The sequence below is a fragment of the Roseovarius sp. D0-M9 genome, assembly GCF_037083805.1.
In the GTDB taxonomy this organism is placed as follows: domain Bacteria; phylum Pseudomonadota; class Alphaproteobacteria; order Rhodobacterales; family Rhodobacteraceae; genus Roseovarius.
This window is the reverse complement of the sequence record NZ_JBAPKZ010000003.1, coordinates 82,420-105,993: the sequence shown is the minus strand read 5'-3', so window position 1 is coordinate 105,993 and position 23,574 is coordinate 82,420. Positions and strand designations below refer to the sequence as shown.

23 protein-coding genes are annotated in these 23,574 nt (G+C 64.7%); 9 read left to right on the top strand and 14 right to left on the bottom strand.

All coding sequences use genetic code 11. The features are described from left to right. Window positions 1-18 precede the first annotated feature (18 nt). From V8352_RS03600 to V8352_RS03560, 9 genes are all read right to left on the bottom strand, one after another. A complete protein-coding gene (locus V8352_RS03600; protein ID WP_336422890.1) occupies window positions 19-1,047 on the bottom strand; it encodes a trans-3-hydroxy-L-proline dehydratase in 1,029 nt (342 codons plus the stop codon). Between the two features lie 12 nt (window positions 1,048-1,059). Beyond that, entirely contained in the window at window positions 1,060-2,739 is a 1,680-nt protein-coding gene (gene lhpI, locus V8352_RS03595) for a cis-3-hydroxy-L-proline dehydratase (protein ID WP_336422889.1), read from the bottom strand. A gap of 13 nt (window positions 2,740-2,752) precedes the next feature. Continuing rightward, complete coding sequence (locus V8352_RS03590) at window positions 2,753-3,754, bottom strand: 4-hydroxyproline epimerase (protein WP_336422888.1); 1,002 nt, start codon at window positions 3,752-3,754, stop codon at window positions 2,753-2,755. Between the two features lie 9 nt (window positions 3,755-3,763). Next, a complete protein-coding gene (locus tag V8352_RS03585) occupies window positions 3,764-4,984 on the bottom strand; it encodes an NAD(P)/FAD-dependent oxidoreductase (protein WP_336422887.1) in 1,221 nt (406 codons plus the stop codon). Next, window positions 4,984-5,706: an amino acid ABC transporter ATP-binding protein gene (locus V8352_RS03580; RefSeq protein ID WP_336422886.1), complete on the bottom strand. Its 723-nt coding sequence runs from the start codon at window positions 5,704-5,706 to the stop codon at window positions 4,984-4,986. The genes V8352_RS03585 and V8352_RS03580 overlap by 1 nt, the downstream gene beginning before the upstream one ends. Further along, a complete protein-coding gene (locus V8352_RS03575; protein ID WP_336422885.1) occupies window positions 5,699-6,352 on the bottom strand; it encodes an amino acid ABC transporter permease in 654 nt (217 codons plus the stop codon). The genes V8352_RS03580 and V8352_RS03575 overlap by 8 nt, the downstream gene beginning before the upstream one ends. A gap of 10 nt (window positions 6,353-6,362) precedes the next feature. After that, entirely contained in the window at window positions 6,363-7,028 is a 666-nt protein-coding gene (locus V8352_RS03570; RefSeq protein ID WP_336422884.1) for an amino acid ABC transporter permease, read from the bottom strand. A gap of 75 nt (window positions 7,029-7,103) precedes the next feature. Then, window positions 7,104-7,913 (bottom strand): ABC transporter substrate-binding protein, encoded by an 810-nt coding sequence (locus tag V8352_RS03565; RefSeq protein ID WP_336422883.1) that lies wholly within the window; start codon window positions 7,911-7,913, stop codon window positions 7,104-7,106. Window positions 7,914-8,243: 330 nt separating this feature from the next. Beyond that, on the bottom strand, window positions 8,244-9,761 hold the full coding sequence (locus V8352_RS03560; protein ID WP_336422882.1) for an aldehyde dehydrogenase (NADP(+)): 1,518 nt from the start codon (window positions 9,759-9,761) through the stop codon (window positions 8,244-8,246). Window positions 9,762-9,878: 117 nt separating this feature from the next. Here V8352_RS03560 and V8352_RS03555 point away from each other — a divergent pair, with 117 nt between their 5' ends. After that, the gene (locus tag V8352_RS03555; RefSeq protein WP_336422881.1) at window positions 9,879-10,910 is read left to right on the top strand and encodes an Ldh family oxidoreductase; all 1,032 of its coding nucleotides are present in this window, start codon (window positions 9,879-9,881) and stop codon (window positions 10,908-10,910) included. A 72-nt stretch (window positions 10,911-10,982) separates the two neighbouring features. Here V8352_RS03555 and V8352_RS03550 read toward each other — a convergent pair whose 3' ends face one another. From V8352_RS03550 to V8352_RS03535, 4 genes are all read right to left on the bottom strand, one after another. Then, complete coding sequence (locus V8352_RS03550; RefSeq protein WP_336422880.1) at window positions 10,983-11,942, bottom strand: dihydrodipicolinate synthase family protein; 960 nt, start codon at window positions 11,940-11,942, stop codon at window positions 10,983-10,985. A gap of 256 nt (window positions 11,943-12,198) precedes the next feature. Beyond that, window positions 12,199-12,903, bottom strand: coding sequence for a GntR family transcriptional regulator (locus V8352_RS03545; protein WP_336422879.1), 705 nt, complete (start codon window positions 12,901-12,903; stop codon window positions 12,199-12,201). Between the two features lie 84 nt (window positions 12,904-12,987). Beyond that, on the bottom strand, window positions 12,988-13,452 hold the full coding sequence (locus V8352_RS03540) for a GAF domain-containing protein (RefSeq protein WP_336422878.1): 465 nt from the start codon (window positions 13,450-13,452) through the stop codon (window positions 12,988-12,990). Then, the gene (locus V8352_RS03535; protein WP_336422877.1) at window positions 13,449-15,110 is read right to left on the bottom strand and encodes a gamma-glutamyltransferase family protein; all 1,662 of its coding nucleotides are present in this window, start codon (window positions 15,108-15,110) and stop codon (window positions 13,449-13,451) included. The genes V8352_RS03540 and V8352_RS03535 overlap by 4 nt, the downstream gene beginning before the upstream one ends. Before the next feature lie 92 nt (window positions 15,111-15,202). Here V8352_RS03535 and V8352_RS03530 point away from each other — a divergent pair, with 92 nt between their 5' ends. From V8352_RS03530 to cls, 8 genes are all read left to right on the top strand, one after another. Then, on the top strand, window positions 15,203-16,036 hold the full coding sequence (locus V8352_RS03530; RefSeq protein ID WP_336422876.1) for a GntR family transcriptional regulator: 834 nt from the start codon (window positions 15,203-15,205) through the stop codon (window positions 16,034-16,036). Between the two features lies 1 nt (window position 16,037). Next, window positions 16,038-16,976, top strand: coding sequence for a tripartite tricarboxylate transporter substrate binding protein (locus tag V8352_RS03525; protein WP_336422875.1), 939 nt, complete (start codon window positions 16,038-16,040; stop codon window positions 16,974-16,976). Beyond that, window positions 16,973-17,593 carry a hypothetical protein gene (locus V8352_RS03520; RefSeq protein WP_336422874.1) on the top strand — a complete coding sequence of 207 codons (621 nt, stop codon included), beginning with the start codon at window positions 16,973-16,975 and terminating at the stop codon, window positions 17,591-17,593. The genes V8352_RS03525 and V8352_RS03520 overlap by 4 nt, the downstream gene beginning before the upstream one ends. Before the next feature lie 11 nt (window positions 17,594-17,604). Continuing rightward, window positions 17,605-18,504, top strand: coding sequence for a tripartite tricarboxylate transporter permease (locus V8352_RS03515; RefSeq protein WP_336422873.1), 900 nt, complete (start codon window positions 17,605-17,607; stop codon window positions 18,502-18,504). After that, complete coding sequence (locus V8352_RS03510) at window positions 18,410-19,189, top strand: tripartite tricarboxylate transporter permease (protein ID WP_336422872.1); 780 nt, start codon at window positions 18,410-18,412, stop codon at window positions 19,187-19,189. The genes V8352_RS03515 and V8352_RS03510 overlap by 95 nt, the downstream gene beginning before the upstream one ends. 170 nt (window positions 19,190-19,359) lie before the next feature. Next, complete coding sequence (locus V8352_RS03505; protein ID WP_336422871.1) at window positions 19,360-20,271, top strand: MBL fold metallo-hydrolase; 912 nt, start codon at window positions 19,360-19,362, stop codon at window positions 20,269-20,271. Between the two features lie 142 nt (window positions 20,272-20,413). Further along, complete coding sequence (locus V8352_RS03500; protein WP_336422870.1) at window positions 20,414-21,151, top strand: endonuclease/exonuclease/phosphatase family protein; 738 nt, start codon at window positions 20,414-20,416, stop codon at window positions 21,149-21,151. Further along, on the top strand, window positions 21,148-22,578 hold the full coding sequence (cls, locus tag V8352_RS03495; RefSeq protein WP_336422869.1) for a cardiolipin synthase: 1,431 nt from the start codon (window positions 21,148-21,150) through the stop codon (window positions 22,576-22,578). The genes V8352_RS03500 and cls overlap by 4 nt, the downstream gene beginning before the upstream one ends. On the opposite strand, the gene V8352_RS03490 is transcribed toward cls, so the two are convergent. Continuing rightward, a complete protein-coding gene (locus tag V8352_RS03490; RefSeq protein WP_336422868.1) occupies window positions 22,575-23,480 on the bottom strand; it encodes a LysR family transcriptional regulator in 906 nt (301 codons plus the stop codon). The genes cls and V8352_RS03490 overlap by 4 nt on opposite strands. Window positions 23,481-23,574: the final 94 nt, after the last annotated feature.

Here is a 23,574-nt window from a genome sequence, read left to right as displayed (position 1 = left end):
CGCGTCACTGCGCGCCCGTTACTGCGCACCCCAAGTATCGGACAGACGATACCCTTCTGGCCACGGATCTTCGGGGTCCAGCATGTGCTGATGCGTGCCAGTGATCCAGCCGCGCCCCGAGATTTCGGGTAGGATCGCAGGCTTGCCGCCCACGATGGTCTCGCCCACGATCTGCCCAGCGAAGGTCGAGCCGATCAGCGACACGGCGGTCAGCGTATCGCCCATGCCCATCTGGCCTCGCGCGGACAGCACCGCCATGCGCGCGCTCAGCGCGGTGCCGGTGGGCGAGCGGTCGATCTTGCCCGGTCGCACCGCAACAGCGGCCCCCGCGCGCAAGGCATTGCCCTCGCGCGTCACCGGGCCTGCAAAAAGGCAAAAGGAGATATGTCGCCAGTCAGGATTGTCCGGGTGGTGAAAGCCCAGCGCCTCATTCGCCGCCGCCGTAATGCGCACGCCCAGCTTGGCCAGCGCATGCGCCTCTTCGGGAACCAGTGCAAAGCCCAGAGCGGCCGCGTCCACAAAGACAAAGCTGTCACCTCCATAGGCCGTATCGACGCTCAGCGTGCCCAGCCCCTCGACCTCGAGCGGTGCGTCAAGCTGCGCGGCAAAGCTGGGCAGGTTCTGCACGTAAATGCGCTGCGCCTTGCCATGGTTGCACTCGGCGCGCACCTTCACAAGGCCGCCCGGCGCCTCCAGCAGCATCTCGGTCACAGGCTCGGTCATGGGCACGATGCCGCTGTCCAGCAGCACCGTCGACACGCAGATCGAGTTCGAGCCGGACATCGGCGGCGTGTCCTCCGGCTCCATGATGATGAAGGCCGCATCGGCCGCCGGATCCTTGGGCGGAACCAGCAGGTTGACGTGGCGAAAGACCCCGCCGCGCGGCTCGTTCAGGACGAAATTACGCAAGGTATTGTCGGCGGCGATCCACCGGCTCTGCTCCCAGATCGTATCGCCGGGGGGCGGCGCGACGCCGCCGACGATGACATCGCCCACCTCGCCCTCGGCATGGGCTGAGATGACATGAACGGTCTTGGTGCTGCGCATGATGGAGCCTTTCTAGGGGAGGAGCCAACCGGGCGGCTGGTCTGGCGCGATGCCGGTGATGGCAGCCTCGGCGCAATCCGCCAGCGCGCCAAAGCGCACTTCACGGCTCGACAGGCCCGGCGCGTAATGGGCGTATTTGCCCGAATTGGTCATCAATACGCGCGCCGAGGGCGGAAAGACAGGCTCGGAGATCGAGCACCAGCAGATATCGGGCACAACCTGAACGCCCGATGCCTCAAGGCTGGCAAGCGTGCCATCTGCGCGGATCGCATCCAGCACGTGCTGTCCCACGGTAGCGATCACTTGCGTGCCCTCGCGGCGGCGGCGCCCCGCCATCGCCGCGTCCAGCGCACGGCATTCGGGCAGCGAAAAATGCGGGCTGCCCAAGGCGATCAGATCGACCTCGGCGGGCGCGGCATTGAACTGCCGCCATGCCTCGGCCAGATCGGCGGCGCCGATGCGCAGCGCATCGGCATCCGCATCCAGCGCGCCCGCCGCCTCGGGCGTGATGCCTGCGATATGCAGCATGGGCGCCGCCGAGGTGGTGCCGAAGGCCGCGCAGAGCGCCTTGAGATCATCGGAGCTGGGCGCCGTATGCTCCAGCCCCGTCAGCAGCGGGATCCGGTCGGGCGCAGCGCGTCCCGCCAGCCAGCCCAAGAGTGGCCAGAGCGCGTCATCATGCCTTGCCGGCAAATCGACATGGATCGCACGCCGCGCGGCCCGGCCCTCATCGAGATAGACGCCCGACAGCGGCGCACGGCCCGTAAGCGCGATGAAAAGATCCATGAAATCAGGATGTTTGACCGTGCGCGCGCCCAGCACCGAATTGGCATAGATGACGGCATTCGATTCCGACCAGCCGATCATCTCGCCCAATTCGGGCGGCTCCCGCAGCAGATAGGGCGCGCAGGTAAAGCTGGGCTGCGCGCCCATCTCGACATAGGCGTCGGCCAGCTTCTGCGCCGGATTGCCGAAAACCGGTGGCACGCCCTGCGCCTGCCAGTTGGAATGATCGACCGAAATCGCGTTCATCGTGGTCGGCACCCGCACCCGCGCGCCCATATCCGCCATCCGGCGGGCGAAGGTCAGGTTCGCGGGGCTGGCATAGATGCAGCCGTCGATATGCGCGCGGGTGACATCGGTCAGGCGGCTCGCCCCCTGCCCCGCGGCCATCGTGCAGATCACCTCCAGCGCCAGCTGGGCGGCTGCGCCCTCGGCGCCGTCCAGCATCGCGCGGTCGCCCTCGGTCAGCTCCAGCGTGGCGGTCGGCGGCGGGGCAAGGTCCAGCGCCCAATCGCCAGCCGTCAGACGCGCGCCATCGACTTCGGCATGGCCCTCCTTGGCCAGCCGGTCCCACGCGTCCGCGCCCAGCCGCAAGACCGCCACGGGCTGGCCGAACATGCGCCCTGCGATTGTCGCGCCCAGCGTCAGAATGTCCTCTTCCTCGCGAAAGACCAGCGCAGCGGGCGCATTGCCGGACAGCGCTAACTCCAGCAGGACACCGCTGCCGGTGCAGGAGCCTCGGCTGGTTGGCAACAAGAGGATCGTGCCGCCCAACGTGCGCCCGTGGAGCGGATGATGCGCGTCGATCACCCGGCCCGTGGCTGCATCCACCCCGCCCCAGAAACTGAGCCCCTCAGCGCTGGCCAGAACCGGGCCCTTGGCGGCGGCCTCGAGGATGATCTGTGCCACGACTGCCCCTTTTTCAGATGACGACAAAGCCGTGCGCAAACGGATCACGCTCGTCTATGAAGATGGTGTTGAAACCTGTCACGCGCGCCCATCCAGAGATGGAAGGGATGATCGCCGGCGTGCCCGCCACCTCGGCCGCCGCCTCGATGCGGCCCCGGAACAGCGAGCCGATGATGCTTTCGTGAACGAATTCGTCGCCAACGTTCAGCAGGCCCTTGGCCGCCCGCTGCGCCATGCGGGCCGAGGTGCCGGTGCCGCAGGGCGAGCGGTCGATCGCCTTGTCGCCGTAGAAAACGGCATTGCGGGCATGCGCCTCGGGGTCGCGCGGCGCACCGGTCCACAGGATGTGACTAAGGCCATTGATGCTGGGATGCTCGGGGTGAATGAATTCGTATTTGGTATTGAGCGCGGCGCGCAGTGTCGGGCTGAGGCCGATCAGCTGCGACGCGGTGAAATCGGCGATGTCCCCAAAGGTCTTTTGCGGCTCCACGATGGCATAGAAGTTGCCGCCATAGGCGACATCGACCACCACCTCGCCCAGCCCCTCAACCTCGGCGGTCAGCCCTTCGGAGTGCAGGAAGCCCGGCACGTTGGTCAGGCGCACCTCCTCTACAAAGCGGCCCTCCTGGCGGTAGGTCACATCGACCCGGCCCGCCGGCGTCTCGAGCGCCAGTTGCCCCGGCACGGCGGGCCGCACGAGCCCGTTCTCCAGCGCGATGGTCACGGTGCCGATGGTGCCATGCCCGCACATGGGCAGGCAGCCGGACGTCTCGATGAAAAGGACCGCGATATCGCAATCAGGCCGCGTCGGGGGATAGAGGATGGCGCCCGACATCTGATCATGACCGCGCGGCTCGAACATGAGGCCCGTGCGGATCCAGTCATATTCGGCCAGAAAATGCGCCCGTTTTTCCAGCATGTCGGCGCCGTGCAAAAGCGGCGCACCCCCCGTGACAAGGCGCACGGGATTGCCGCAGGTATGGCCGTCGATGCAGGGAAAGGTGTGTTGCGTCATCGGTGCCTCCTAGAAACGCGCAGGCGAGAATGGGGCCATGTCGATCCCCGGCGCCTTGTCTGTCAAGAGGTCCGCGACGATATCGGCCGTTGCGGTTGACTGGGTCAGGCCCAGATGGCCGTGGCCAAAGGCGCAGATGACATCCGGGCGGCCCGGCAGTGGGCCGATGGCGGGCAGGCTGTCGGGCAGCGACGGGCGAAACCCCATCCACTGCGTGCCGCCGCTGGTGTCGAGGCCGGGAAAAAAGGTGGCCGCCTTGCGCAGCATCGCGTCGGCGCGCTTGTAATTGGGCGGCGCTTCCAGCCCGCCCAACTCGACCGCGCCGCCGATGCGCAGGCGGCCATCGAGCTTGGAGATCACGAAACCATGCGCCGGAAAGGTGATGTGCTGGCGCAACTCGATGCCATCATGGGGCAGCGTGGTGTTGTAGCCGCGCTCGGTCTCCAGCGGGATGCGCACGCCCGCCGTGCCCGCCAGATGATGCGAATGCGCGCCCGCCGCGATCACGACGCACCCCCTAAGCGGCCCCGCGCTGGTGCGCAGCCCGTCTTGGATCAGCGCCTCGGCGTCGGCGATGATGATCTCGCCGCCATTCGCGCGGAACTTGTCGGCCAGCGTCTCCACGTACGCCTTGGGGTCGTCAATCGTGGCCCAGCCGGGGGTGAATGTGGCATGGGTAAAGCGGGGCGAGAGGCCCGGCTGCATCTGTTGGACCTCATCGCCTTTCAGATGGCGAAACGCCACCCCGCCCGCCTCGCGCGCGGCCCAGCCTTCGAGCGACGCCTCGAACTGCCGGGCGCCCTCATAGACCTGCATCTGCCCCTCGCGGCGCAGCATGTTCGACGCGCCCGCGCGCGCCAGAAACCCATCCAGCGTGCCTTGGGCGTGGCGCATCATCGCGGTCTGCGCCTTTGTCGATGCAGCCACCTGGGCCGGGCGGCTGGCGCGCCAGAACCGCCACATCCACGGCAGCAGGCGCGGTGCATAGCCCACCGGCACGCTCAGCGGCCCGAGCGGGTCCAGCAACCATTTCGGTGCCTGCCGCATGATGCGCGGCGAGGCAAGCGGCAGGATATCGGCAAAGGCAAACGCGCCCGCATTGCCGGCAGATGCCCCTGCGGCAGGGCCTGTGCGGTCGATCACGCGCACATTCAGGCCCCGCGACTGCGCCTCAAGCGCGATGGAAAGGCCGACGACCCCCGCCCCGACGACCAACACGTCCTTTTGCATCAGCGAACGCTCGACAGGAACTTGCGCGTGGCCTCGTTTTCCGGCGCGCCAAATATCTGGCTGGGCGGTCCGATTTCGGCCATGACGCCACTTTCGAAATAGGCGACGCGGTCCGACACGTCGCGGGCAAAGCCCATCTCATGGGTGACGCAGATCATCGTCATGCCGCCCTCGGCCAGCAGTTTCAGCGTATCGAGCACCTCGCCCACCAGTTGCGGGTCGAGCGCGGATGTCACCTCGTCAAACAGCATGTAGTCCGGCGACATCGCCAGCGCGCGGGCAATCGCCATGCGCTGCTGCTGACCGCCTGAAAGGCGGCTGGGATAGACCTTGATCTTGTCCCCGAGACCCACGTGCTCGAGCTGCTTGACCGCGATCTCTTCGGCCTCGGCGCGGCCCATGCCCTTTACCTTGCGGGGCGCGAGCGTGACATTTTCCAGCACGGTCAGATGCGGGAACGCGTTGAACTGCTGAAAGACGATACCGATGTTCTGGCGCAGCTTGTTCAGATCGGTGCCGCGCGCATGGACGACCGTGCCATCGACGGTGATCGTGCCGCTGTCGATCGGCTCCAGCCCATTGATGCAGGTCAGCAGCGTCGACTTGCCCGAGCCGGAGCCCCCGATGACGGAGACGACCTCGCCCTTTCGCACATTCAGGTCGATCCCCTTGAGCACTTTCAAGGCACCAAAGGACTTATGGACGTTCTCGATCTCAATCATTCTCTTGCCACTTTCTTTCCAAATGCCCGCCCAGCCGCGCGATGGGAAAGCTGATGGCGAAGTAAATTGCACCCGCGATCAGCAGGATCAGCATCGGCTCTTGCAAGCGCGTCACGATGATCTGGCTGGCGCGCAAAAGCTCGATGATGCCCAGCCACAGCACAAGCGCGCTGTCCTTCATCACCCCGAGTGTCAGCCCGATCCAGCTGGGCAGTCCCACGCGCAGCGCCATGGGAAAGACGATCTGCGTCATGTCCTGGCCCCAGCTCAGGCCCAGTGACCGCGCGGCGCGGCGCGTCACGATGGGCACCGCGTCAATGGCACCGCGCACGATCTCGGTGCAATAGGCCGACGTATAGAGGGCAAGCACGATGCAGGACGTGGTGAAGGGCGATATTTGCAGCCCCGCAATCGCCTGAAACGCATTGGCAAGGATCAGCTGGATCAGCAACGGCACCGAGCGGAAGATGTCCAGCACAAAGACCAGCGGCAGCGTCAGCCACGGGTTCACGTGGCTGCGGATCACGCCAAAGGCAAGGCCCATCAGCGTGCCGCCGGTGACCGCAAAGAACGTGATCGTCAGCGTGACGCCAGCGCCCTTTATCATGAACCACAGGTCATTGAGGGAAAGCCCCGTATCGAACATGGCTATCTCCTCAATACCGGAAGAGACGCCAGGCGAGCAGACGCGCACCCAGCATCACCGCCTTGGCGATGCAGTAGTAAATGACACCCGCCAGCGCAAACAGCTCGAACGTGCGGAAGGTGCGCGAGTTCAGCGCCTGCGTCACGCCCGTGAGGTCCGTGTTCATGCCCACGGTGACGCCCAGCGAGGTCATGAGGATCGCCCAGACCATCTGGTTCATAGTCGGCAGAAAGGCGATGCGGAACATCTGCGGCATGACGATCAAGCGGAACGCCTTGGCTTGGCCCATGCCCAGCGACCGTCCCGCGCGGATCTGCGTCTCGGGGATGGCGCGCAGCGCGCCGCGAAACGTCTCGCACAGATAGCCTGCGTTATTGAACGTGATCCCGGCCAGCAGCGCGACAAAGGGGCTGAGGTAAATGCCGAAAGAGCCAAGACCGAAATGTGCCATGTAGATCTGAAAAAGAGCGGGCGTGTTGCGCGCCACCTCGACCCAGGCGGTTGCCGGCCCGCGCAGCCAGATGGATTTCGAATTGCGCCCGACAGCCAAAAGGACCGCAAGCGTGATGCCCAGAACCATCGACAAAAGCGAGATCTGCATCGTGACAAGCGCGCCCTCCAGCATCTGCGGGAGGGCGCGAAAGGCTTGTCGCCATTGAAAGGTATATTCGAACATACGCGCTCCGGCTACGGGGCCTTGGAATAGGGGCCGGACAGGTGCGCGATGCCCCCGCCCGGCCGCCGAGTGGGATCAGTAGTAGACCTTGTCGACGGTCAGGCGAGGCGCGTCGCCGCCGATCCACTGCTCGTAAAGCTCATCATAGCGGCCGGTGCGCACCTGCTGGTTCACAAAAAGATCGAGGTAGTTCAGCAGGCCGTATTCCTGGCGCAGCGCGATCAGGCCAACGTAGTCGATGTCATAAGGTGCGGCGCCGGTCATCGACAGTCCCTCATAGGTGCCGCCTTGCACGATCGACGAGGCGACGGTCGAGGTCACGACAGTTGCGTCGATCTGGCCCTGCGACAGGGCGAGGAACACATCGGCCTGGCTCTGATACGACCGGAAAGAGCCGCCATCACCCCATTCGTTGATGTCCTCCTCAAGGCGGATCGCCTCGTAGGTGCCCGCGACCGATCCGACGGTCTGACCCGCCAGCGACTCGTAGGTCTCAAGGCCCGCATCAGCGTTGGTCACCACGTTGAAGGTAAAGGCGAAATACGGGATCGAAAAGCCGACGGTGCGCGCCCGCTCGAGCGTGTCCGAAGTTGAGGCAATGCCCACATCGGCGCGGCCCGACACCAGCGCCGGAATACGGTCGGGGAAAGGCGTCTCGACGATTTCCGCCTCCACATCCAGCGCCTTGGCCAGATCGTTGCAATAATCGACGTCAAAACCGACCGGCTCGTTGTTGGCATCGCGCGAGCCCATGGGCGGAAAGTCTAGAACAACGGCGCAGCGCAGCGTGCCCGAGGCGATGATATCGTCCAGTTTGTCGGCCTGCGCGGCGGGCGCGACCAGTGCGGCGGCGATCATCGCGCCTGCGAATTTAATAAATTTCATTTTTTATCTCCCTGATGGCATCCCGCCCCCTCCTGCCTTGACGACAACGAGTCGGGACTGAAGTCAGCGAACACCAGATATGTTATGGATACAAGTTGTATACTGCGAAAAGGCGAAATTTTCAGCCTCCTCATTTTCAGCGACGCTACAAGAGGTTCTGCAAATTTGTCGACAAATAAAATGCAATCTATGTGCGAAACGCGAAGCATCGCACCGGCAGCTGAAATAAAGGGCTTTTGACGCAGCAGAAACGCAAAACGGCGCGCCATCGCTGGCGCGCCGTTCCATATTGCCAAGGGGGCACCTACCGGTTGCCCGACAGATCGCCCGTCAGTCGTCCAGGCTTTCCGGCAGCAGCCCGGCAGGCATGTTCTGATAGCAGACGGGACGCAGAAAGCGGCGAATCGACAGGGTGCCAACGCTGGTCGCGCCGAAATTGGTGCTGGCCGGATAGGGCCCGCCATGCACCATCGAATCGACCACTTCGACGCCGGTGGGAAAGCCGTTGACCAAGACGCGTCCCGCCTTTCGCTCCAGCACCGGGGCCAGCGCGCGGGCGTCTTCCATATCGGCATCATCCATGTGCATCGTCACGGTCAACTGGCCCTCAAGGCCGCGCGCGATCTGCATCCGCTCGTCCTCGGACGCGGCGCGCACGACAAGGCCAAGAGGGCCGAAAACCTCGTGGTGCAGCTCCGGATTGGCAAGGAATGCCTCGCCGGTCGTCTGGTAGAGCGCGGGGGCCGCGCTGCGCCCGGTCGCTTCGGCCACCTGCACGACCTCGACATCCGCGCCACCCGCGACACGCGCGCGCCCCTCGCCATAGGCATCGGCGATGCGATCGGTCAGCATGACCTGCGGCTGGACGCCCGCCAGCGCCTCGGCCGCGGCCTTGACAAACCGGTCAGCCGCCGCGCCGTCGGTGATGATCGCGATACCGGGATTGGTGCAGAACTGCCCCGCGCCCATCACGAGCGACCCGGCCCAGCCCTTGCCCATCTCCTCGGCCCGCGTCTCTGCGGCGGTGTCGAGCACGAACATCGGATTGACGGACCCCAGCTCACCAAAGAACGGGATCGGCTCAGGGCGCTGAGCGCACAGATCATAGAGCGCGCGGCCTCCCGACAGGCTTCCAGTAAAGCCGACGGCCTTGATCAGCGGATGCTGCACGAGGGCCTGCCCCACCTTGCGGTCGCCGCCCTGGATCAGCGAAAAGACGCCTGCGGGCATATCTGTCCGCGCGGCGGCAACCTTGATCGCCTCGGCAACAATCTCGCCCGTGCCGGGATGGGCCGAATGGCCCTTGACCACGACGGGGCACCCGGCGGCCAGCGCGGCGGCGGTATCGCCCCCCGCCACCGAAAAGGCGAGCGGGAAGTTGGATGCGCCAAAGACCGCGACCGGCCCGATGGGCCGCTGGATCATCACCAGTTCAGGACGCGGCGCGGGCGCGCGATCGGGCTTTGCCTCATCATGGCGACGGTCCAGATAGGCGCCGTCACGGATATGATCGGCAAAGAGGCGCATCTGGCCCACGGTGCGCCCCCGCTCCCCCTCAAGCCGCCCCTCAGGCAGGCCCGTTTCCTGCGTGCCGATCTCGGTGATCTGCTCTGCGCGCTCTTCAATCTCTTCTGCGATGGCCTCAAGAAAATCGGCCCGCGCCGACCGGCTGGTCGCAGCATAGATCTCGAAGGCATCTTCGGCGGCACGCACCGCGCGATCCACCAGATCTTCGGTGCCCACGGCAAAGTCATGCGAGGGGCCGTGAGCGGGGGTCGACGCGAAGGTCTTCTCGCCCTCGGTCCACTCGCCTGCGATCAAGTGTTTTCCATGCGGTGTGAAAGGCATATCATTCTCCTGAAGTCTTTTGGCAGGGCGGGTACGCCCCCTTGCCTAGATACGTATACGCATACAGTATGTATGCAAGAGCGCAACCGCGAGAAACCCAAAGGCGAGGCCCCGAGCATGACCGAGACGACCCTGACCCACGACGATCTGATCGCGCGCGTATCGCAGATTTTCCAGCGCGGCGGCCTGTCTGCGCTGCAATCGGATGCGGTCGCGCGCACCATCGCGGCGGGCGAGAGGGACGCGTGCAAATCGCACGGCATCTACCGCATCGACGGGTGCCTGCGCACGATCAAGGCGGGCAAGGTGACGCTGGATGCGGTCCCCGAACTGGCCCCCGAGGAGGGCGCGATCGTGCGCGTCGCGGCCAACGGCGGCTTTGCCAACGCCGCGTTCGAGCTGGGCGCGCCGGAACTGGCGCTCAGGGCCAAGGATCTGGGCATGGCCGCCCTTGTCATCAACGATTGCACGCATTTCGCCGCGCTCTGGCCCGAGATCGAGGCGCTGACCGCGCATGGCCTTGCTGCGATGGCGATGTGCCCCAGCTACTCCAGCGTAGCACCCACCGGCGGGTCGGAGGCCCTGATGGGCACCAATCCCTTCGCGTTCGGCTGGCCGCGCGCGGACACTGACCCCTACGTCTTCGACTTCGCCACCAGCGTTGCCGCGCGCGGCGAGATCGAGTTGCACCGCCGCGCCGGCACCCCCCTGCCCGAGGGATGGGCGGTGGACAGCGCGGGCAATCCCACGACCGATCCCGAGGCGGCTCTGGAGGGCGCGATGCTGCCCTTCGGCGGGCACAAGGGCTCGGCCATCGCAACGATGATCGAGCTGCTGGCAGGCGTCATGATCGGGGATCTGACCAGCCGCGAGGCGCTGGACCGCTTGGGTAATTTCACCCTCCTGCCCGGTCATGGCGAGCTTATCCTCGCCTTTGATCCGGCGCGTTTCGCCGCCGGGCGCGATGGCGATCCGATGGCGCGGGCCGAGACGCTCTTTGGCGCGATCGTCGGACAGGGCGCGCGCCTGCCCTCGCAACGCCGCTTTGCTGCGCGCCGGACCGCGATGGCGGATGGGATCACGCTGACGGCCGAAGAAATGTCGCACCTTGAGCGCCTCGCCGAACAGGGCCTTGACGCAGTGGACTGAAACGCAACGGACTGAAACGCAAGACGGCCCCGCCATTCGTGGCGGGGCCGTTTAAACCAGTTACCGGAGTTTTCAGGCGGCGTATTTGCTGACTGCGCCGGGCTGGCGGCTCCACTCGGCATACCATGTGCGGAAAAGCTTGAGCTGCGCTTCGGCATGGCCGCGCTGGCTGTCGGACAGCACATCGTCCTCGTTGAAATGCAGCTCGTATTCGGACTCGCCGTTCAGCACCATCATGTGCTTGAAATAAAGCACCAGATCGGGGCCCTCGTCAAAGCTCGAAATCACCTGCATCGCCGCATCCAGCTCGAGCGCGCGCTGACGCGCCTCCGGGTCGCCCGCCGCCGCTGCTTGGCTGAGCGCAACAAGGTGCAGGACCTCGCGCGGCAGCACGTTGCCGATGCCTGTAATCGCCCCGCCCGCACCGCAATTGACAAAACCGTGGTAAACGGTGGTATCGACGCCGATCATCAGCACGACATCCTCGCCGCTAGAGATGTGCTCGGCGGCATAGGTCAGATCGTCCGGCCCGCCGAATTCCTTGAATCCGACGAGGTTCTTGTGCTCGGCCCGCAGCGAAAAGAAGAGATCGGCGCGCGTGGCAAACCCGTAATAGGGGCTGTTGTAGATGACGGCAGGCAGATCGGGCGCGGCGGACAGGACTGTCTTGAAATGGCTGCGCTGTGCGGCAGGCGAGATGCCCCGCGACAGGACGCGCGGAATCAGCATCAGGCCGTGAGCGCCGACCTTCTGTGCGTGCGCCGCATGTTCGGCGGCGATCTTGGTGTTGACGGCGCCGGTGCCGACGATGACGGGCACGCCCGCCTCGACAAGACGCTCGACACCCTCCATCCGCTGCGCATCGGTCAGCAGCGGCCAATCGCCCATCGAGCCGCAATAGACGACAGCGCGCATGCCCAGATCGATCAACTCGCGGCCCTTGCGCACCAGCGCGTCGAAATCAGGCGTGCGATCCGCCTTGCAGGGCGTCATCAGGGCGGGAACCGTGCCCGAGAAAATGCTGGTGGTCATGATGGTCTCCTTCATGGGTCTGGGCCGGTTGGCCATCGGCATGGCGCGGCGAGGAATCGGCGCTAGGATAACACTTGTATATTTTTTGTCGACACAAATCACATGGCTGTGGATTTGATGCCGATACCCATTCTGGCCGATGCCTAAAGCGTTTCGCCTTTAACCTGAGACATCAGCGAAAGGGGAAACGCATGCAACGCTTGATGTCGCTCTGCGTTTCGCGAAACTCTGTTAGTCAGGATTTTCGCGAAACGCTTTAAAGAGCGATTTCCCGGCGGCGGTCCACAGCGATCATCTTGCGAATCTGCGCCGTGATCTGATCGGCATGTGCCTTAGCCAATGCATCACATGCCTCGATGTCGCGGGCCTCGATGGCGGCGATGATCTCTTCGTGCTCGGTCACGTAACGCTGAGGCAGCTGGTCGTCGAATGAGGAATAATATAGGCGCAAAAGCCGCCGCCCCTCGTCCAGAAGACGCAAAAACAGGCTTTCATAGTAAGGATTGCGCCCGGCGACGGCGATGGCGGCATGAAATTCGCGGTTCGTCCCGATCATCTCCAGCGCATCCTGCGCAGCGACCGCTTGTGCGAATTCGGCCTGCCGTGCGCGGATCGCCTCGAGGTCGGCCTCGGTGCGATGCTCAGCCGCGAGGCGCGTGGTCACGCGATACATCAGCGTGATCGCATCAAAGAAAGTGTGCAGGTTGAGAAAGTCGATGTTCGCAACCACGGTCGAGCGGTTGGGCAAGGTCGTGACCAGCCCCTCGCCCGCCAGCCGCACCAGCGCCTCGCGGATCGGCGTGCGCGACATCGCCAGCCGCTCGGACAGCTGCACCTCGTCGATGGGGCTGCCCGGCGCCAACGTCAGGTTGAGGATCTCGTCGCGCAGCACACCATAGATGAACTGCACGCCCGATCCGCGCTTGCGCTCGGCCGGTTTGCGGGTGGGGATCACGGTCATGACGTCTCCTGATTGACGTTCCGCAAAATACAGGCACCGGCCCGCCATTCAAGCGCAAACGGCGCGCGGCGGTCTGTCTGCCTGTCAGATCAGGGCGCCGCGGCGGCCCAGCGCCGCGGCAAGTGCACGGCCCATCTCGATTTCATCCGCGTCGAACTGTGGCCCGCTGCGCAGGTAATTGATCGTGCCCAGCGTCCGATCGCCGTTCGTGACCGGCACATTCAGAACCGCGCGCAGGCCCAACGATCCGATCAACGCGTGATCCGAAAAGGCCCACGCGATGTCATCCTCACCAAAGCCTGCGTTGACTTCACGCCGGATCAGCACCTTGTCGCCCCACTCGGTCTGGCGCTTGGGCTTGCGCCCGCTGACCGGGTAGTCGTCCGGCAAGGTCGAATACAGCCGCTCGACCTCCATCGCCGCTTCGTGGAACCGCATGGCGGTGAAGAGGCCGTTCGGAATTTGCGCGGCGCAGATCTCATAAGCCTCGGCAAGCGGCGTGGCCGTGTCCGACAGGCGCGCAAGCAGCGGATCGGGCACCCGGCTCATGATGTGCCCCCCGTCGCCGCTGTGCCGGCCCTGCGCGGATCGGCCACGGCGACCGCACCGTCCTCGGCGCGCAGAGCAAGACAGATGCCGCCAGCCATCCACGTTTCGGCAGGCCACATCACGACATCATGGCCGCGCGCAGCCAGATCGGCCAGCCGGGCCTGATCCAGATCGCCCTCGCAGAGCACCTTGTTGGGATGAATGTCATGGGGCGCGAAACTGCCCGGATAGGAATAGCTGGCCGCGCGCGGCGCGCGCACGGCGGCCTCGGCAGGCATCCCCAGATCCGTCATGTTCAGCAGCACCTGGATCATCGCCTGAACCTGCACGTCCCCGCCGGGCGTGCCCATGGCAAGCCACGGCTTGCCATTCTTGAGGCCCAGAATGGGGTTGGGCGTGAGGCGCGGACGCTTGCCGGGGGCAAGGGCATTCAGATGCCCCGGCACCGCGCGCGATTGCGAGCCGCGCGACGAGACCGACAGGCCCGTGCCCGGAATGACGATGGTGTCATAGCTGGGATCGCTGGGCGTGGCCGAAAAGATGTTGCCCGCGCCGTCGATCACGCTGACATGCGATGTGTCCGCACAGCCCGCGCGATAGACGGGCGCATCATCGCTGTTGTGCACCGCGCCCGGATCGGGCAGCGGGTCAGAGGCGGGCCCGATGCTGGCCAGCCGCTCGGCAATGAAGTCGGGCGCGACCAGCGCCTCTTGCGGGACGTGCATATAATCGGGGTCGGTCACATATGCCTCGCGGTCGGCAAAGACGCGCTTGAGCACTTCGATCAGGAAATGAAGATCAAGCGCGCCCTCGCGGCTGGCCGCATCCGGCCTCGCCGCTTCGACCATTGCCAGCGTCTGCGCCATGGAAATGCCTTGGCACCACGCGCCGCAGCAGTGAATTTCGGCGCCGCGAAACGCGACCGGCAATGTCGGCTCTTGCCGCACCTCGTAGCCCGCCAGATCCTCGGCGGTCAGGAGCCCGCCATTGGCAGCGTGAAATGCGGTGATTTCAGCAGCGATCGGCCCCTCGTAGAACGCATGGCGCGCAGCGGCGAGGCCGGCAAGGCGATCCCCGTCGCAGTCCGCCTCAGCGTCGATCATGATCTGCAACGTATCTGCCAGATCGCTCTGGACAAAGAGATCACCGACCTTTGGCGGGGCGCCGCCCGGCAGGAAAATATCGGCAGTCGAGGCGAAGCGCGCGTATTTCTCTGCCCGCGAGGCGATGAAATCGGCAAAGAGCGGATAGACGGTGAACCCCTCGCGCGCCGCCCGCACCGCCGCGGCCGCCACATCGCCAAAGCCGAGCGTGCCATGGCGCGACAGCGCCGCGATCCAGCTGGCCGGGGCGGCGGGGATGACAGTGCGCAAGATCCCCTCGGGCACATGCGGGCCGCTTTGGGCGTGAAAGCGCTCTACATTCGCGGCGGCGGGCCAGCCGCCGACGCCGTCCTGACTGGTGACCTCGCCGCTACGTGCATCATACATGATGATCGGCGCGACGCCTGCGACTGACACCAGATCCGGCTGCACCACACCTAGTGCGATGCCCGCCGCGACGCCCGCATCCACCGCATTGCCGCCCGCGCGCAAGATCCTCTCGGCCGCTTCGGTTGCGATGGGATGTCCGGTGGCCACTGCCCAATTTGCGGTCATTGCCTGTGTCCTGTCATATCATTGTTAATAATTACGGTAGCCAATTAACTACGCAGTTGACAAGTGCAAACCATGCTAACTACCGTTGCTGCATGTCACAGCCTGCCCCCAAACTGCCACTGGAGCCGCTTGTCGCGCAGTGGAGCGCCGTGGGCGACGCGCAAGGCTCGGGCGCGAAATATCACCGCCTCGCAGCTGCTTTTGCCACCTGCATACGCACCGGCACGTATCGCCCCGGCGGCCATCTGCCCAAGGAGACGGAAATCTGCGCCGCCCTGCCCGTGGGCCTGTCGACCGTGCAAAAGGCCCTTGGACAGCTCGTCGATGACGGCCTGATCGTGCGACGCCGCAAGCTGGGCAGCTTTATCGCGGACCGCGACCGGCAGGTGCCCGAGGTGCATGTCTACCGCTTTCGCGATCCGGTCACCGGGCGCGAGATGATGCCCTACACCCGCGTCTTGCGCCTCGAGGCGGTCCAGACTGCCGAATATGGCAGCCTTCTGACCGGCTTCGAGGCGCCGGAAGTTATGCGCATCGACCGCCTCGTCTGGGTTACGGGCGCCGCCCCGGCCTTTAGTGCCTTTTTCATGCGCTGCGAACATCACGTGCCAATACCCGGCAAGGACCACCAGCCGTTGCATGGCGCCTCCTATCACCGCCTCTTGTGGGAGCGCTTCGGGATCCGCACGACGCAGGTGCGCCACAGCGCCCATGCCGATCTTCTGTCAGCCCGCGCCTGCGAGCATCTGGACCTCGCAGCGCCGCATGTCGGCATGATCTGGGACGCCTACGAACATGATCAGAACGGCACGCTGCAAATCCTGCAACGCTTTGAATTACCCCGCGGCCATCGCCCGATGGAGCTGGTCGAGGGTAAACCCGGCCTCAGGCCGGACACCAAACCGAAATTCAACAGTGGAGACTAAGATGAAAAAAACAGTCCTGATAGGCGCATCCCTGATGATGCTGGCCAGCCCCGCGCTGGCCGAATGGAACCCCGATGGCCCGATCCGCCTGTGGATCGGCTATGGCGCGGGCGGCGGCACCGATGTGCAGGGCCGGACCCTGGCCAAGGAAATCGAGGCGCTGCGCGGATGGCAAGTCGTGCCCGAGAACAAGGCCGGCGATGATGGCACCGTCATGTCCGCACAGCTGAAAGGCGAGGAGCCTGACGGGCAGACCCTGGGCTTTGCGATCACCACGACCTACGATTTCGCCCCGATGAACAGCGACAACCTGTCGCCCGAGGATTTCACCTACATCACCACCACCGCAGGCTCGCAAATGGCCGTTCTGGCGCGCACCGATAGCGGCTGGACATCGCTCGATGATGTCAAGGCCGCCGCCGAGGCGGGCGAGGAGCTGGTCTGGGCCAACTGGGGCACCCAGGTCGAGGCGGGTGCCGAACTGGTGGCGCGCGCTCTGGACATCGACGTGAACCACGTGCGCCAGCAGGGCGGCAAGGGCACGCTGAACGCGCTGGTGGCCGAGGACGCCAACCTCGCGTGGGGCGGCGGCGTGCAAAAGCCACTGGTCGAAGCGGGCGTACTGACGATCCTCGCATCGGCCGAGAACGGCCCGGTCGAGCTGGCCCCCGACGCGCCGACCTTGCAGGACCTGGGCGTCAATCTGAACCTTGGCTACCAGTACATCATCACTGCGCCCGCAGGCACCCCCGATGAGATTCGCGACGAGATTGCCGGCGTTGTTGCCGAGATCCTGAACAACCCCGACAGCGAGACACGCCAGTTCATCGAAAAGCAGTATCCGCCTGCACCGATCCTGACCCAAGGCGAAGAACTGCGCGAACAAATCCTGACCGGCTATGACGCGAACGTCGACATCATGAAAACCATCGCGGAATGACACGCGGCCCCGAGAAAACCGCAGAAGACGCGCCGGGAACGGCGCGCTGGAACCTCTGGCTCGGCATCGGCACGCTTGTCTTTGTCGCAGTCTGCCTGCTCGTCTGGTTTCCGGTCGATATCGGCAGCGGTTTTCTCGAGCAAAATCTCACCGGGCGCACCGTGCCCGGTGACAGCTTCTTTCCTGTCCTGCTGGTCGGGCTGATGGTGCCACTGGCGCTGTTGCTGATCGCCAGCGACATCGGAACATCGAAGGCAGGCGGCGAGACGGTCGGCAAGATCGCCCCGCGCAACCTGCTGTTCATCGCGCGCATCGCGGCGCTGATCGCGGCCTGCCTACTGGTCACCGGCTGGACCGGTCCCCTGCTGGTGTGGCTGACCAATACGGCGGGCCTGACGGACCACAGCGGCTATCGCGCCGTTTCGGCCACCTTTCCCTACGATGTGTCGGGCTTTTTCGTTGGCGCGACCCTTCTCACCTGCGGCCTCATCCATACCGCGCGCCACAAGCTGGGGTGGCGCGATGTCGTCATCGGCGCGGCGACCGCCATCGTCCTAATCGTCATCTTCGACGGCCTGCTGAACAATATCCAGCTGCCGCCAAACGCCGATCTCTGAGGGGCGCGCGCATGGACCTCATCCTTCAATATGTTGGGCTTGGTGTCACTTCGGTCTTTCAGACCGGCGACGGCGCGCTTTGGCTTTTGCCCATTGCAATGGTGCTGACGGGCGTTGTGATCGGGATCCTGATCGGGGCGACGCCGGGCATGTCCGGCCCCTTTGCCATGGCCATCGCCCTGCCCGTCCTCGTGTCGATCTTCGGCTATTCCAACGAGGCACTCTATCCGGTCCTCGGCTGCCTTCTGGGTATCATGAAGGGGGCGACGATGGGCGGGGCGGTGCCTGCGATCCTGTTCAAGACGCCGGGCACGCCCGATGCCTTTCTGACCACGCTCGACGGCTACCCGATGGCGCAGAAGGGTCAGGGCCGCAAGGCGATCCAGACCGCGCATTTCTCCTCCGTGATGGGCGATAGCTTCTCGGATATCACGCTCTTCATCGCGGCCCCTGCGATTGCGGTCGCAGTCGAGCGTATCCTTGGCCTTCCCGAGAAATCGGCGCTCATCATCCTGTCGCTTTGCTTCATGGCCGCAGTTGTGGGCAATGCGCCGCTCAAGGGGCTGATCGGCGGCCTGCTGGGGATGTTCGTCTCGCTCATCGGCTCGACCCTGTCGGGCAACGGACCGCGCCTGACCTTCGGTATTCCCGAACTGGGCGGCGGCATTCCCCTGACCTCGACGGTGCTGGGCGTGCTGGTCATCTCCGAGGTGCTGATCTCGATCGAGGAGATGCACGAAACCCGCAAGGCCGAGCAGGCCCGCAAGGACCGCCCCATCATGGGCCCCCCGCCTGACCCTGCGCGAGCGGCTGGCTATGACGCCCGCCGTCCTGCGCAGCGCCGCCATCGGCACCGTGATCGGCGCGCTGCCGGGCATCGGCACGACCACGGCCGCCACGCTCAGCTATGACGTGGCCAAACAGCGGTCCAAGACGCCGGAGGATTTCGGAAAGGGAACCCCCGAAGGGGTCGTCGCGACCGAGGCGGCCAATTCCGCCGTCTCCGGCGCCAACCTCATTCCGGTGATGAGCCTTGGCATTCCGGGCAATTTCGCCGCCGTCTTCATCATCCTCGCGGTCGAGACCATCGGGGATTTCTCGTTCGGCCCGCAGGTCTTTCAGTTCACGCCCATTCAGCAGGTCGAAGGCTTTGGCACGATCGTGAACGCCAATCTGGTGATGGCGTTTGGCATGTTCACCATGATGGTCGCCGCCAACCTCTTCAACTGGACGCTGGGCGGCGTTCTGATGGGCTTTCTCAGCCATCTTGTGCGCATCCCCAAGACGCTGATCCTGCCAGCCATCCTCACTGTTTCGCTGGTCGCCGCCTATGTGCAGGACGGCGGCTATCTGGGCCTGATGACCGCCTGCATCTTTGCGGTGATCGGCTATGCGCTGCGGCGGCTCGATATCTCGATCCTGCCCTTCGTCATTGGCTTCCTGCTGGCCCCGACGCTCGAGGGTCTGGTGCGCGGATCCTTCACGGCCTCGGGGGGCGATCCGTTCTTCTTGCTGCGCTCGCCGATCTCGTTGGTGATGCTGGCGCTGGCGGTATACTTGCTGGTGCGGATGGTCAGGCAGGCACGGCGGGCTTGATACAGCGCAATGCGTCGTTACGTGTATCGCCTAGGATTGCGGTCCAGCGGCCTCGATCGGCATGGCGTTTTCAGGCCACCGAGCGAGGCGCGCAGCAGTTGGTATTCCGCGCCCCGAAAGGGGGCAGTGGCTTGGGCCCTTCACGGAACCGGAAGAGGAGAAATTGAGTCATGAGCACATCCGAAGACGCGATCGTTCGCCATTCCCCTTCATCGGGCGCGGGCAGCCCCGATATCTGGGGGATCTACGAGCCTGACACAGGCTCGATCCAGTATATCTGCGCCTGCCCCACCACCCGCGCGGCGGCCCTGATCGATGTGGTCTGGAACTTTGACCCGACCAGTTTTGCCACCGACACGAGCAGCATGGATCAAGTGCTGGACCTGGCCAGCCAGCATGACCTCGACATCAAGATGATCCTCGACACGCACCCCCACGCCGATCACCTCATGGCTTCAAACCAGCTAAAAGAGCGACTTGGCGTGCCAAACGCCATCGGCGCCCGCGTGCGCGACATCGCAGAGCTGTGGCGCGACCTATACAACACGCCGGATGCCTTCGATCCAGACCGGGATTTCGATCACCTTTTCGAGGATGGCGATACATTCACCATCGGCGATCTGGAACTGCGCGTGATACTCTCGCCCGGTCATACGCTGGGCTCGATCACCTACCAGTGCGGCGATGCGGCCTTTGTGCATGACACGCTGATGATGCCGGATGCCGGCACCAGCCGCGCGGATTTCCCCGGCGGCTCGGCGGATCAGCTGTGGGAGTCGATCCAGCAGATCCTGTCCCTGCCGGACGCAACGCGCCTCTTTATCGGTCATGATTACGGCACCGAGGACCGGCCAGACCCCGCGTGGGAGGCAACCGTTGCCCAGCACAAGGCCGAGAACAAGCACGTGAAGACCGGCACCCCGAAGGCAGATTACATCGAGGCCCGCCAGAAACGGGACGCCGGCCTGCCGCTGCCCGACCGGATGCTGGCCGCGCTTCAGATCAACCTGCGCGCCGGGCGCCTGCCCGAGGCCGAAAACGACGGGCACAGCTATCTCAAAATGCCGGTCAACCGGTTCTAGCGCATCTGCGCTTTGATGTTCTGATCCGGCGGGCACAAGTCCGCTTGGCTCTGCTTGCATGGGTGTGGCCAACATACGCATATAGGAACAACATGTTATGTGTTGAGCGGGCCGACGGCCGACTGTATCCAAGGAAGTGCCGATGCGCATCGCAAGCTACAATATCCGCAAGGCCGTCGGCCTTGACTGGCGCCGCGACGCGGACCGCATTGCCCGCGTCCTCGAAGAGATCGACGCGGACATCGTGATCTTGCAGGAGGCGGACAAGCGCATCGGTGCGCGGGCGGGCGTGTTGCCCATTGACGCGCTGGCCGAGAGGCTGGGCTATCGTCCCGTCGATCTGGCGGTGCGGCCCGACAGCCATGGCTGGCACGGCAATCTGATCCTTTATCGCGACCAGTCGCTGGTGCTGACGGATTCGGCGCGTATCGTGCTGCCGTCCCTTGAGCCACGCGGCGCCATCTCGGCCTGCTTTGGCGCGCCGGGCCTCGAAGGCGTGGACCAACCGCCGCCCGACATCGAGGTGATCGGCGTGCATCTGGCGCTGGCGCGCCGGATTCGCGCGCGGCAACTGGACGCGCTCGCGAAACACATCGAGGCGGCGGATCATCCGGTGCTCATCGGCGGAGATTTCAACGCGTGGCGGCGCGATCCGGGCATTGCCGATGTGCTCGGCGACAGTTGCCGCATGATCCTGCCGGGCAACAGCTTTCATGCCGCGCGGCCCGCCGCACCGCTTGACCGCTTTGTGCTGAAGGGCGCTATCGGCGCGGCGTCGTCGCATGTCCACGCCTCAGATCTGGCTGCACGCGCCTCCGATCATCTGCCCATCGTGCTGGACCTCGACTGGCCGGCCTTGCCGAAAGGCGCGCGCCCATGAACATTGCCCTTATCGCCCATATCGCCGTGGTTGTCGCAATGACGGTGCGCCTGATGCTGCGCGAAGATCTGTCACCCTCCGCGCGGCTTGCCTGGATCATCGTGCTGATCCTGCTGCCGGTGCTGGGCACCATTGTCTACCTGCTCTTTGGCGAGGTGGATCTGGGCCGCAAGGCACGCGCCTCGCAGAAGTCGATACATGACGAGGTTCAAGGCAGCGCGGGCGCCTTCATGGGCGAGGCTGCCACGATTGAAGGCGAGATCGCGCCCGCGTTCCGGCCCCTCTTTGGCTATGGCGCGTCGATAAACGGGTTCTACCCCATGATGGGCAACACCGCGCAGCTGATGACAGATGCGGATGAGACGCGCGCGCGCATGATCACCGATATCGACGCGGCCAACGACCATGTCCATGTGCTCTATTACATATGGCTTACCGACAATACCGGCACGGAACTGGCCGAAGCGATGATCCGCGCCGCAAGGCGCGGCGTGACCTGCCGCGTGATGGCCGATGGCCTTGGCTCGCGCGGGCTGATCCGCTCGCCTCTTTGGACGCGCATGCGCGAGGCGGGCGTTCATCTGGCTGTCGCGCTGCCCATCAGCCAGCCCATTCGCACTATTCTGACCAGCCGCCTCGACATGCGCAACCACCGCAAGATCACCGTCATCGACGGGGCGATCACATATTGCGGCAGCCGGAATTCCGCCGACCCCGAGTTTTTGCCCAAGGCGAAATACGGTCCATGGGTCGATATAATGCTGCGCCTGACCGGGCCAGTCGTTGCGCAAAATCAGCTGCTTTTTGCAAGTGACTGGATGCGTGCAACGGGCGAGCCACCCGGCGCGCTGTGCCATCCTTGCCCGCCCGCCACCGGCGGTTTCCCTGCGCAGGCGATGGGCCATGGCCCGACCGAGCGGCGCGGCTCGACCCCGCAGCTATTTGCCACCGCGCTTGCTTGCGCGCGCGAGCACGTGACGATCACCACACCCTATTTCGTGCCCGACGCCACCGTGCTCGAGGCGCTCTGCGCCGCCGCACACCGAGGGGTCCGGGTGACGCTGATCCTGCCGCAGCGCAACGACAGCTGGGTCGTGGCCGCCGTCAGCCACAGCTTTTACCGGCGCCTCCTTGAGGCGGGCTGCGTCATAGAGGAGTTCACTGGCGGGCTGCTTCATGCCAAGACGATGACGCTGGACGGGATCGCCTGCCTGATCGGGTCGTCCAACATCGACCTGCGTAGTTTCGATTTGAATTACGAGAACAATATCCTGTTGCAGGATGCACAGATCGTGCGGGCCGTCGAGGCGCGGCAGGCCGAATACATCGCCAACTCGTCGCGTATCGAGCTGGCCGATGTCGCGGCCTGGCCGCATCATCGGCGCATCTGGAACAATGCGGTGGCGACGATTGGCCCGATCCTCTAGGCGCTGGCCACATAAGGCGAATTGACGGCCTGCCGGAAATAGGCGTGGATCAGCTCCATCTGCGGGGTAAAGACCGCGCCGCGCCGCCACGCCATGCCGATATCCATCGTCGGCACCGGGGCGGCGGGCATGACCGTCGCGATGCGCTTGCCCTCAAGCGACCAGGGCCGATAGACCATGTCGCTGAGAATGGTGATCCCCTGCCCGTTCGCCACCATCGAGCGGACCGCCTCGATCGACATGGTGCGCAGGCGCACGCGCGGCTCGCGGGTTTGCGCGCTCCAGTATTTCATCGCCGTGTTGGCCGCCTCATCGACGGTCAGCAGGATGTAATCCTCATCCGCGATCTCATCGAAGGTAATATTGCGCCGCTGGGCAAAGTGGTGACCGCTGGCACACCACACCCGCCGGGCCGAGCGCAGGAGGGTCTCGCTCTCCAGTCCGGGATTGGTGATGTTCGAGGTCAGCAGAACCGCCACATCAAAGCGCCCCGACAATAGCCCCTCTTCGATGCTGTCGCGGTTCAGCTCGTGCAACTCGACATTTAGGTTCGGATGCAGGCGGCGCAACCGGTCCAGGTGATAGGGCAGGAAATAGCCGATCACCGTATAACTGGCGGCAATGCGGATTGTGCCGGATGCATCCGTGTCGCGGTGGCGCAGGTTCTGCGCCTCGTCGATCTTGCTCAGAATCGCATAGGCCGAGGCCAGAAGCTCGCGCCCCGCATCGGTCAGGTCCATTCCGTGCCGCGTGCGCAAGAACAACGTAGCGCCCAGCGAGGCTTCCAGATCGCGTATCGCCGTCGTCACCGAGCTTTGCGAGATCGACAAGGCCGAGGCTGCGCGGCTGACCTGCGCGGTTTCAGCCGTCGCGACGAAATACTTGAGCTGTCTTAAATTCATGCTTTGCCTTGAAAATTCCGATTATCGGATATTCCGATAATCGTTACACAATTTTTTGCAATTTACAAAGATGTAATGAGCGCGCAGGCTTCGG

Coding starts and splice junctions, on each gene's coding strand:
- V8352_RS03600 (WP_336422890.1), bottom strand. CDS start 1,047: ATGCGCAGCACCAAGACCGTTCATGTCATCTCAGCCCATGCCGAGGGC.
- V8352_RS03590 (WP_336422888.1), bottom strand. CDS start 3,754: ATGACGCAACACACCTTTCCCTGCATCGACGGCCATACCTGCGGCAAT.
- V8352_RS03585 (WP_336422887.1), bottom strand. CDS start 4,984: ATGCAAAAGGACGTGTTGGTCGTCGGGGCGGGGGTCGTCGGCCTTTCC.
- V8352_RS03580 (WP_336422886.1), bottom strand. CDS start 5,706: ATGATTGAGATCGAGAACGTCCATAAGTCCTTTGGTGCCTTGAAAGTG.
- V8352_RS03575 (WP_336422885.1), bottom strand. CDS start 6,352: ATGTTCGATACGGGGCTTTCCCTCAATGACCTGTGGTTCATGATAAAG.
- V8352_RS03570 (WP_336422884.1), bottom strand. CDS start 7,028: ATGTTCGAATATACCTTTCAATGGCGACAAGCCTTTCGCGCCCTCCCG.
- V8352_RS03565 (WP_336422883.1), bottom strand. CDS start 7,913: ATGAAATTTATTAAATTCGCAGGCGCGATGATCGCCGCCGCACTGGTC.
- V8352_RS03560 (WP_336422882.1), bottom strand. CDS start 9,761: ATGCCTTTCACACCGCATGGAAAACACTTGATCGCAGGCGAGTGGACC.
- V8352_RS03555 (WP_336422881.1), top strand. CDS start 9,879: ATGACCGAGACGACCCTGACCCACGACGATCTGATCGCGCGCGTATCG.
- V8352_RS03550 (WP_336422880.1), bottom strand. CDS start 11,942: ATGACCACCAGCATTTTCTCGGGCACGGTTCCCGCCCTGATGACGCCC.
- V8352_RS03545 (WP_336422879.1), bottom strand. CDS start 12,903: ATGACCGTGATCCCCACCCGCAAACCGGCCGAGCGCAAGCGCGGATCG.
- V8352_RS03540 (WP_336422878.1), bottom strand. CDS start 13,452: ATGAGCCGGGTGCCCGATCCGCTGCTTGCGCGCCTGTCGGACACGGCC.
- V8352_RS03535 (WP_336422877.1), bottom strand. CDS start 15,110: ATGACCGCAAATTGGGCAGTGGCCACCGGACATCCCATCGCAACCGAA.
- V8352_RS03530 (WP_336422876.1), top strand. CDS start 15,203: ATGTCACAGCCTGCCCCCAAACTGCCACTGGAGCCGCTTGTCGCGCAG.
- V8352_RS03525 (WP_336422875.1), top strand. CDS start 16,038: ATGAAAAAAACAGTCCTGATAGGCGCATCCCTGATGATGCTGGCCAGC.
- V8352_RS03520 (WP_336422874.1), top strand. CDS start 16,973: ATGACACGCGGCCCCGAGAAAACCGCAGAAGACGCGCCGGGAACGGCG.
- V8352_RS03515 (WP_336422873.1), top strand. CDS start 17,605: ATGGACCTCATCCTTCAATATGTTGGGCTTGGTGTCACTTCGGTCTTT.
- V8352_RS03510 (WP_336422872.1), top strand. CDS start 18,410: ATGACGCCCGCCGTCCTGCGCAGCGCCGCCATCGGCACCGTGATCGGC.
- V8352_RS03505 (WP_336422871.1), top strand. CDS start 19,360: ATGAGCACATCCGAAGACGCGATCGTTCGCCATTCCCCTTCATCGGGC.
- V8352_RS03500 (WP_336422870.1), top strand. CDS start 20,414: ATGCGCATCGCAAGCTACAATATCCGCAAGGCCGTCGGCCTTGACTGG.
- cls (WP_336422869.1), top strand. CDS start 21,148: ATGAACATTGCCCTTATCGCCCATATCGCCGTGGTTGTCGCAATGACG.
- V8352_RS03490 (WP_336422868.1), bottom strand. CDS start 23,480: ATGAATTTAAGACAGCTCAAGTATTTCGTCGCGACGGCTGAAACCGCG.